The 8,417-nt window shown below is 48.2% G+C and carries 7 protein-coding genes and 1 rRNA gene; 2 read left to right on the top strand and 6 right to left on the bottom strand.

Annotation, left to right across the window (positions count from 1 at the left end):
* Positions 1 to 9 precede the first annotated feature (9 nt).
* Positions 10 to 126: ribosomal RNA gene (gene rrf, locus V6C21_RS03815) — 5S ribosomal RNA — on the top strand.
* A gap of 145 nt (positions 127 to 271) precedes the next feature.
* Here the strand turns inward: rrf and V6C21_RS03820 are convergent.
* A complete protein-coding gene (locus V6C21_RS03820; RefSeq protein WP_479268375.1) occupies positions 272 to 847 on the bottom strand; it encodes an ANTAR domain-containing protein in 576 nt (191 codons plus the stop codon).
* Positions 848 to 871: 24 nt separating this feature from the next.
* Positions 872 to 2,191, bottom strand: a complete 1,320-nt coding sequence (gene glnA / locus V6C21_RS03825) for a type I glutamate--ammonia ligase (protein WP_479268376.1) — start codon at positions 2,189 to 2,191, stop codon at positions 872 to 874.
* A 270-nt stretch (positions 2,192 to 2,461) separates the two neighbouring features.
* Between glnA and dusB the strand changes: the two genes are divergently transcribed.
* Positions 2,462 to 3,427: a tRNA dihydrouridine synthase DusB gene (dusB, locus tag V6C21_RS03830; protein WP_034838603.1), complete on the top strand. Its 966-nt coding sequence runs from the start codon at positions 2,462 to 2,464 to the stop codon at positions 3,425 to 3,427.
* A 105-nt stretch (positions 3,428 to 3,532) separates the two neighbouring features.
* Here dusB and hemW read toward each other — a convergent pair whose 3' ends face one another.
* The 4 genes from hemW to gpr all read right to left on the bottom strand — a co-directional run bounded on the left by hemW (position 3,533) and on the right by gpr (position 8,181).
* Positions 3,533 to 4,660, bottom strand: a complete 1,128-nt coding sequence (gene hemW, locus V6C21_RS03835; RefSeq protein WP_479268379.1) for a radical SAM family heme chaperone HemW — start codon at positions 4,658 to 4,660, stop codon at positions 3,533 to 3,535.
* Between the two features lie 187 nt (positions 4,661 to 4,847).
* Entirely contained in the window at positions 4,848 to 6,647 is a 1,800-nt protein-coding gene (gene lepA / locus V6C21_RS03840) for a translation elongation factor 4 (protein ID WP_479268377.1), read from the bottom strand.
* Positions 6,648 to 6,758: 111 nt separating this feature from the next.
* Positions 6,759 to 7,058, bottom strand: a complete 300-nt coding sequence (locus V6C21_RS03845; RefSeq protein WP_479268378.1) for a hypothetical protein — start codon at positions 7,056 to 7,058, stop codon at positions 6,759 to 6,761.
* Positions 7,059 to 7,263: 205 nt separating this feature from the next.
* Positions 7,264 to 8,181, bottom strand: coding sequence for a GPR endopeptidase (gene gpr, locus V6C21_RS03850; protein ID WP_034838606.1), 918 nt, complete (start codon positions 8,179 to 8,181; stop codon positions 7,264 to 7,266).
* Positions 8,182 to 8,417 lie beyond the last annotated feature (236 nt).

Consider the following 8,417-nt stretch of genomic DNA (forward strand, 5'->3'; position numbering starts at 1 on the left):
TAGAATATAGCCGGTGCCTATGACGATGAGGACCCACCCGTTCCCATTCCGAACACGGAAGTTAAGCTCATCAGTGCCGAAGATACTTGGCGGGCGACCGCCTGGGAAAATAGGTCGGTGCCGGCACTAATTTTAAAAGCAAGCTGTCTCCAGCTTGCTTTTTTTGTTTCGCAAAGTATGAATTAGGCACTGCTCTTGCCATTATAAAGCGCCGCAGCTATCTTGTTATACTGTATACAGATAAAAAATTGAATTACAAATTAGCGTCCTATTACTGAAAAAGCAAGGACTCATTCTTCGAGCTTTTTTCTTTTTCCCTCTCCAAAGCTCTAATGACGTATTGGGAAGTGACATCCCGCGGCAATCTTTTGTCCATGCTCAACTTTTGTATATATCGGTGAGCCTGGGGCTCTGTCCAGTGTTTTTGCTGAACGAGCATAAGCTTTGCCTTTTCAAATATGCCGCCCTTGCCACTGCCAACCTTTAAGATAAGCTTTATGGCTTGTATAAGAGCGTCTTTTGTCAAGGGCTTTGAAAGTATTGTTACGCCTGTTCCGTCAAGTAACTCATGGGTATCAGCAAGGGCTGCGCGGTCGACAATTATTACAATCCGCTCAACCCCGTTGCTGGACAGTCCTAAAGCCAAATCTGTGGCGGTTTCATCATGCAGCCGTCCGGCTATTAGAACCGCCGCAAATTCAGTAAGACTGGTAAGGCGGCGGGCCTGGGCGCCTGAATCGGCGATGGTATGTAACCCTGGCAGTACTGAAGCCAATATTGTCGTAAGCTGTTTTGCAAGCTTCTGCTGGCTGCAAACCACGAGCACGCCGTCGCCCAAAAATATCACTCCTCAAGAACCGGTTTATAAAAATCAATAGATACTGAGGTAACGCTCAAGTTCCCACTCGTTAACCTGACGGCAGTATTCTTCCCATTCAGCCCTTTTTATGCTAAGGTATCTGCTGAAAGTATATCTGCCGAGGGTATTTTTTATAAGTTCGTCCGCTTCAAAGGCTTTCAGGGCGTCGCCGAGGGATTCTGGCAGGCGCTTGACTCCCAATTCCTTCATACGTTCGGCACTCATATTCATCGGATTTTCTGTAATTTCTGCGGGCGGTTCAATGCCTTCCCTTATGCCTTCGAGTCCGGCCTCGAGCAGAACAGACAGGGCAAGATATGGATTGCAGGCTGCATCGGGGCTTAAAAGTTCCAATTTCGCGCTGCCGTCGCGCACTATTGGAATGCGGATAAGCGGACCGCAGATATTGCGGGACCATGTGGTATAGCTTGGCGCTTCGTTGCCCGGGATAAGCCTTTTATATGAGTTTACAAGGGGGTTAGTCAAGGCGGTGATGCCGTTTATGTGTTTGAAGATTCCACCGATAAAGTGACGGGCTTCTTTAGAGATGCCGATAGGGTCGGTATTATCAGCAAATACATTTTGACCGTTTTTAAAGAGCTGCATATTGATGTGCATGCCGCTGCCAGCCTCGTTGCTCAAGGGCTTTGGCATAAAAGTAGCGTGGAGGCCATGCTTCTGGGCTATAATTTTGACTACCATTTTAAACGTCATAATGTTGTCGGCCGTTTTTAGAGCCTCGTCGTGGCGGAAATCAATTTCATGCTGTCCTGCTGCGGCCTCGTGGTGGCTTGCATCGATAATGAAGCCCATTTCCTCGAGAACAAGGCACATCTCGCGGCGCGCGTCTTCTCCAAGGTCAATAGGTGCCAGGTCAAAGTAGCTTGCCGTATCATGCGTTTGGGTTGTCGGCAGGCCACGATCGTCTGTATGGAACAGGAAAAATTCACATTCCGGACCGACATCGAAAGTGTAACCCTCTTTGGCGGCTTTTGCGAGCGTCTTTTTGAGTATATATCTCGGGTCGCCGTCAAATGGCCTTCCGTCCGGCAGGAAAACATCGCTTATAAAGCGCGCGACTTTGCCTTGCTGAGACCTCCAAGGTATAATGTTCAGCGTCGATAGATCTGGAATTAAGAGCATATCCGATTCTCCGACTCTTGCAAACCCTTCGATGGAAGACCCGTCGAAAATTGTGCCATCCAAAGCGTTTTCAATGTTACTTTCGTTGATGGCGATATTTTTCATTATGCCGCCGATATCGGTGAATTGAAACCTTATGAATTTCACGTTGTTGTCTTCTACAAAACGCAAAACGTCCTCACGTTCCACGAAAAATCCCCCTTTATTTATGCAGCTTTAATTTGACAAATGGGTATCATCAATTTAATGTTATAACAGTATCATAGATTATTTTGTAACATAAATCAATAAAACGCCGGAACTTTGCCAGCAAAAACAATGCGGAGGGTATTTTTGCGCTCATGCTTGTTGATTATTATTTGGCAATAGGCTTTTACATATTAAGCGATTTGAGTTAAAATTAAAAGGTATTTAATATAGGAAGAATATAAATGCAGATATGTAAAAGGTGATTTTTAAATGAAAATAGGAAACGTTGATATAAAAGGATACGCGGCGCTTGCCCCTATGGCTGGGGTTGCCGATACAGCATTCAGGACAATTTGCCGGCAATTCGGTGCATGCTATGTAGTCGGTGAAATGGCCAGCGCGAAAGGGCTCTGTATGTCGGATAGAAAAACTGCCCGGTTGCTGAGCGTAACTGACGCAGAGCGGCCGATGGCTATACAGCTTTTCGGCAATGACCCAGAGGTCATGGCGGCCGCTGCGGTTAAATCGGAAGAATACGGCCCTGACATAATTGACATCAACATGGGTTGCCCCGCGCCAAAGATAGTGTCGAATGGGGGAGGCAGCGCACTTCTCAAGGACCCGCTGCTCGCCGGAAAAATCATTGAGAGCGTAGTCCGGGCGGTAAAGGTTCCGGTTACGGTGAAGATCCGCAAAGGTTGGGATGACGCACATGTAAACGCCGTCGAGATGGCGCATATAGCGGAGGAATCGGGTGCTGCGGCAATAACAATACACGGGCGGACGCGCGAACAGATGTATCGGCCTTATGCTGACCTTGAAATCATCAGGAAAGTCAAAGAGGCGGTCAAAATCCCAGTGATAGGCAACGGTGACGTGACAAGTCCAGAGTCGGCGAAAAAGATGTATGACGAGACCGGGGTTGACCTTGTGATGGTGGGGCGCGGCGCTCTCGGCGCACCGTGGATTTTCCGCCAGATAGAAGAATACCTTTCAACCGGAAAGGTGGAAACCAATCCTGATGTTAAAGAGCGCATGCGGGTTATGGTCGAGCATATAAAGCTGCTTTGCAGCGTGATGGGAGAGTATCCGGGCATTCGTGAGGCGCGCAAACATGCGGCGTGGTACATGAAAGGGCTTGATGGTGCGGCGTCGCTGAGAGAAAAAGCGGGAAGGCTCGCACATATCGAGGACATCGAGCGGCTTGCAGAAGAAGCGATACGGCTGAATACGTGATTATTTAGATTTCACAAAATACTGCGGTGGTACCTTGCCAATAAAACAGGCGGCGGCTGTTTCTACAGCCGCCGCTTTTTTGTGATTATAATATAAAGTAAATTATCAGCCATAAAGCAGTTCACTGATTATAGAGTTGCTGACAAGAAAACCTTTTCTCGTCAGAGCAAGCCGCCCATGCCCATTTTGTATCAGCCCATCTTTTACGAGCAACGATATTTTCTGCGTATCAAAGCAGGAAAAGTCTTTTCCGTAACGCTTTTTCAATTCAGTTTCATTGATTCCATCCCGCAGCCGCAGCCGCAGCATGACATATTCCTCGAATGTCCCGCCGGTGCCGTCGTCCTGCGGGCCTGCACCAATAATATAGTCCTCTAAGCTGCGGGTGTAATAAAAGCGCTTTCCATTGAAAAAGGAATGAGCCGCAGGGCCAAACCCCAGATACTCGCCGCAGTCCCAGTACCTAAGATTGTGTTTTGATTCAAAGCCTTTATTGGCAAAATTCGATATCTCATACTGTAAAAAGCCTTTGGATTCGAGCAGCTCGCAGGCCGTGAGATAAATGTCCGCCTGTGTATCTTCATCAGGCAGGTTAAGCGAATCCTTGATGTCAGAAAAGCGTGTCCCGGGCTCAATTTTAAGGAGATACGCCGAAATATGCCGCGGTGAAAGCGAGGCGGCAAAATCGACAGACTCTTTAAGGCTTTCTTTCGTTTGGTTTGGCACACATAGCATAAGGTCAAGAGAGATATTGTCAAAGCCCGCCCGGTGGGCATTTTCAACCGCCGCCGCAACGTCTTTTCGCCTGTGGCGCCGTCCGAGCGCGGCAAGTTCGCTGTCCTGCGCCGACTGCATACCGAGGGACAGGCGGTTAAAACCGGCGCTGCGCAGCACGTTGAGCAGGTCAAAGTCAATACCCGCCGGATTTGCCTCGAAAGTAACCTCCGCATTATCAGCCACATGAAAATATTTTTTCACACAAAGAAACAGGCGGGCCAGGTCTTCTTTAAGCAAAGAAGGCGTCCCGCCGCCAAAATATACGGTATCGGCAATCCTGCCTTTTGCAGAGACCGACCATTTTTTTAAGTCCCGCTCCACCGCTTTTATATATCTCTCTTTTAATTCTTCAGTTAAGGTTAAAGAATAGAAATCACAGTACGGGCATTTGCCGTTTTCGCAAAATGGCACATGAATATAGATTCCGACTGTATTAGCCGGTGAGCTTCCGCGCATTTTATTCACCTGATTTCATCCGCGCGCTATATGATTATATAAGTAATTGTCCGAAATCTGCCGCCGGTATTGGCCGCGGCTTGCCTCAGTACAAGCTGAATACTACCGTCCGCAAGGTGAAAGGTTGAAATTATAACAAACCTACCCCTCGGCTTTGCCTGGCGCGAGCCGGCCGCGGCGCAGCCGGTTAGTCGAGTTTGAGTACGGACATAAAGGCTTCTTGGGGAACTTCAACGGTTCCGAGCTGGCGCATCCGCTTTTTGCCTTCTTTTTGCTTTTCGAGCAGCTTCTTTTTACGGGTGATATCGCCGCCGTAGCACTTGGCGAGAACGTCCTTGCGCAATGCCTTGACGGTTTCGCGGGCGATGATTTTACCGCCTATTGCTGCCTGAATAGGCACTTCAAAAAGCTGGCGCGGGATATTGTCGCGGAGTTTTTCGGCGATTCTGCGCCCTCTTGCATATGCCTTGTCAGCATGCACAATAAAGGAAAGGGCGTCCACAACTTCCCCGTTTAAGAGGATATCGAGTTTTACAAGCTTTGAGGGCCGGTATCCCAGTATTTCGTAATCGAAGGAAGCGTATCCCCGCGTGCGGGACTTTAGCGCGTCGAAAAAGTCGTAGATAACTTCATTAAGCGGCAGTTCATAATTCATATCCACACGGGTTGACTCGATGTAGGTCATACCTTTGTAGATTCCGCGCCGCTCCTGACATAACTCCATAATGTTGCCGACATATTCGGCAGGGGTTAAGATATGCGCACTGATAAACGGCTCTTCTGCACTTGCAATTTTGTCCGCCGACGGATAGTTGGTCGGGTTATCAATATACTGGACCTCGCCGTTTGTGAGCGTTATCCGGTAGGATACGCTTGGCGCGGTCGTAATAAGGTCTAAGTTGAATTCCCGTTCAAGACGTTCCTGAATGACCTCCATATGTAGAAGCCCTAAGAAGCCGCAACGGAATCCAAATCCGAGGGCAACGGATGTTTCCGGCTCGAAGGAGAGAGAGGCGTCGTTTAATTGGAGTTTTGCCAAAGCGTCGCGCAAATCCTCATAATGTGAGCCGTCAGCAGGATAAATACCGCAGTAAACCATCGGGTTTACCTTTTTGTATCCGGGCAAAGGCTCAGTTGCTCCGCCTTCAGCCAGAGTTACAGTATCGCCGACACGTGTATCCGCAACATTCTTAATGCTTGCCGTAAAATATCCGACTTCCCCGGCTTTTAACTCATCTGCTGGCTCAAGGCATGTAGGACGCATATAACCTGCCTCAACAACGTCAAATTCTGCTCCCGTAGACATCATCTTTATGCGGTCGCCGGGGCGGATTTTGCCGTCCATTACGCGGATGTATACTATAACGCCTTTATAGCTGTCATAGTAAGAGTCGAATATCAAGGCCTTGAGCGGTTTGTTTTCATCGCCGCTCGGGGCGGGGATACCTTTGACGATAAGTTCTGGTACGGCTTCAATATTTATACCATTCTTTGCGGAAATAAGCGGGGCGTTTGATGCATCAATGCCGATTACATCCTCGATCTCCTTTTTGACACGCTCAGGGTCAGCGGCTGGCAGGTCAATCTTGTTGATAACAGGCAAAACCTCAAGGCCGTGGTCAACCGCAAGATAAGTATTAGCCAACGTCTGCGCTTCAATGCCCTGTGACGCGTCGACTACAAGAATAGCCCCCTCGCATGCCGCGAGAGAACGGGACACCTCGTAGTTAAAATCGACGTGGCCCGGCGTATCAATCAGGTTGAACTCATACTCCTCGCCGTTCTTGGCGGTATAATTAAGTTTTATAGCGCGGGCCTTTATTGTTATCCCGCGTTCGCGCTCAAGTTCCATATTATCAAGCAGTTGCTCTTCCATTTCACGCTGGGGAACTGCTCTGGTCATTTCAATAATTCGGTCGGCAAGAGTAGACTTGCCATGGTCAATATGTGCTATTATGCAAAAATTGCGAATGTGATCCTGTTGCAAATATCTCACCTCAAGTGGGAATATAAGGCCTTTTCCGGTTTTTAAACATATATATTATATCATAAACCGCGAAGTTAGCAATGCAGGCATCTTTAGCTGCTCTATTGCTATTCAGCCTGATTTAATGGGATCATAGTATTTCAGAAGTTCAAATTCCGAGGCTTTTATTCCTTCTTTGAGGACATCAAAGAAATAAAACGGTTCAGGCTCGCTCTCCAGTTTTATAGTTTTTAGCCTTTCTATCACAGAATGAGCAGCGGCGATGCTGTTTTTATCGACAGAAAAACGCTTTCCGACAACAGATACTTCGTACCTCGTGCTTGTGGCTGAAATTGAAAAAGCCTGCACGTCCATGCCGAAACCGACATGCATTGAATTCTTGTTTACGATATAAAGCCCTATTATGGACAATAGAAAAAATGCGGTGATAAAAAAAGACGCGAAAAAATAAGCCGCCCGGCTTTTAGGCGGTGCCTCATAGTATTTTACTCTTGTTTTTTTTCTTTGTTTAAAGGGCCTGGTGCTCATAAAAACCTCGATCTGCGATTATTTTATGACAAGGCGCGGCGCAGTCACTGTCCGGCCTTTTGTTTTCAGGATTAGTTTAAACATTGGTTTAGCTGACAAGTTTGTTGATATCCTCGACGGATACCCCGGGGTGCAGCGCGCGGTTTATCGCAAGCGCCGCAAGGGATGCAGCATGCTCAACGATAAGGTCGATCATACGCGGTGTTACAAAAAGCGATACGCCGTCCGGGTCTATCGACGCCCTTATCCGTTCCTCATCCTTGGGAGGCGTTTCGATACCCGCACCCTCAAGCACGTCTATGGCAAGCGTCGCTGCGTCGACGACCGTGGGCACGCCGATTGAGATAACCGGAACACCAAGGGTTTCCTGATTTATTGCAAAACGCATATTGCCGATTCCGGAGCCCGGGTTGATACCGGTGTCGGCGATTTGGATAGTGTTGCCAAGTCTTGAGGTTCTTCGTGAGGCCAGTGCGTCGACGGCAATCACCGCTGCGGGGTGAATACGCTCCACTATCGCCTTGATGATTTCACCTGTTTCGACGCCCGTTTGACCCAGTACCCCCGGTGCTATGGCGGCGACAGCCCGCAGGCTTTCAAGCCCCTCGATTTTTGTAAGTTCACCGGCGATGTGCCGGGTTACCAGTATGTTTTTGACACAGCGGGGGCCAAGTGCATCCGGGGTCATGCCAGCGTTGCCCAGCCCGGCCACAAGCACAAGGCCGTTTCCAGCTTTCTTTAAGATTTCCTTTATTTCATCCGCCACAGCTTCAACCGCCTCGTTGTATTCGTCGCCCCCAACATTGTCAAGCTTGCCTGTTTCAACGGTGACATATGTTCCCACAGGTTTTCCAATAGCCTGTTCGCCGCGCTCGTCAATGACTTTTACCCTTGATACGTTGATTCCGCCGCGGCTGAATTTCTCGACAACAACTCCGTCCGGTTTGCCCGAACGCGCTGCACTTTCATGTGCTTCAAGCGCCAAGTCCGTTCTAATTAAAGACATAATCTGCCCTCCAGCGTCATAAAACATTTTTCTGCAGTTGTAGCCATGGATATTATACCCGCATATGGAATTTTTACTCTGATTTTAAATAGACGACTTTTTTGAAAAATGTAGGTTTGTCAAAGATATGTTACACCGAGGGACAAAAAATCATGCAGTACCTTTTTAGGTGACTGCCATTTAAGCGGACGCATAGGAAAAGCATTATATTTACGGTTATGAACAGCCAGTTGAGC

This window comes from [Clostridium] cellulosi, from assembly GCF_036762875.1.
Classification (GTDB): Bacteria; Bacillota; Clostridia; order Oscillospirales; family Ethanoligenentaceae; genus Ruminiclostridium_D; species Ruminiclostridium_D cellulosi.

Excerpts from the sequence above, each read along its gene's own strand:
- dusB (WP_034838603.1), top strand. The coding sequence starts at position 2,462 with ATGAAAATAGGAAACGTTGATATAAAAGGATACGCGGCGCTTGCCCCT.
- hemW (WP_479268379.1), bottom strand. The coding sequence starts at position 4,660 with ATGCGCGGAAGCTCACCGGCTAATACAGTCGGAATCTATATTCATGTG.
- gpr (WP_034838606.1), bottom strand. The coding sequence starts at position 8,181 with ATGTCTTTAATTAGAACGGACTTGGCGCTTGAAGCACATGAAAGTGCA.